Below are 274 nucleotides of genomic sequence, written 5' to 3' on the forward strand. Positions count from 1 at the left end.
CTTCGATTTGCCGATGGTCTGGCATGTACGGTCGATCTCACCGACGAGATCGCCAGGCATCCGACGCTTGCCCGCCTGGCCAGGCGATCGGTATTCAAGGCCGTCGAGCTGGACGAATGGCAGCGCGGTGTCGTCTTCGCGGGCGATGACAACCTCACGTTGGCCAGTGACAACCTGCGTGCTCTTGCCATCGAACAGGCCGGTGGCTGCTCACACCAGCGGGTGGTCGAGTGGATGCATCGCCATGACCTTTCGCTGGATCGCGCCGCAGAGG

General features: G+C 63.1%; 1 protein-coding gene. It reads left to right on the plus strand.

Annotated features, from left to right (window positions below):
• Positions 1–274 (plus strand): hypothetical protein (locus tag SB660_RS20420; RefSeq protein ID WP_410584149.1); only part of this gene is annotated, 274 nt, incomplete at both ends.

The sequence above is a fragment of the Bacillus sp. SIMBA_005 genome (assembly GCF_046535585.1).
GTDB lineage: Bacteria > Bacillota > Bacilli > Bacillales > Bacillaceae > Bacillus > Bacillus pumilus.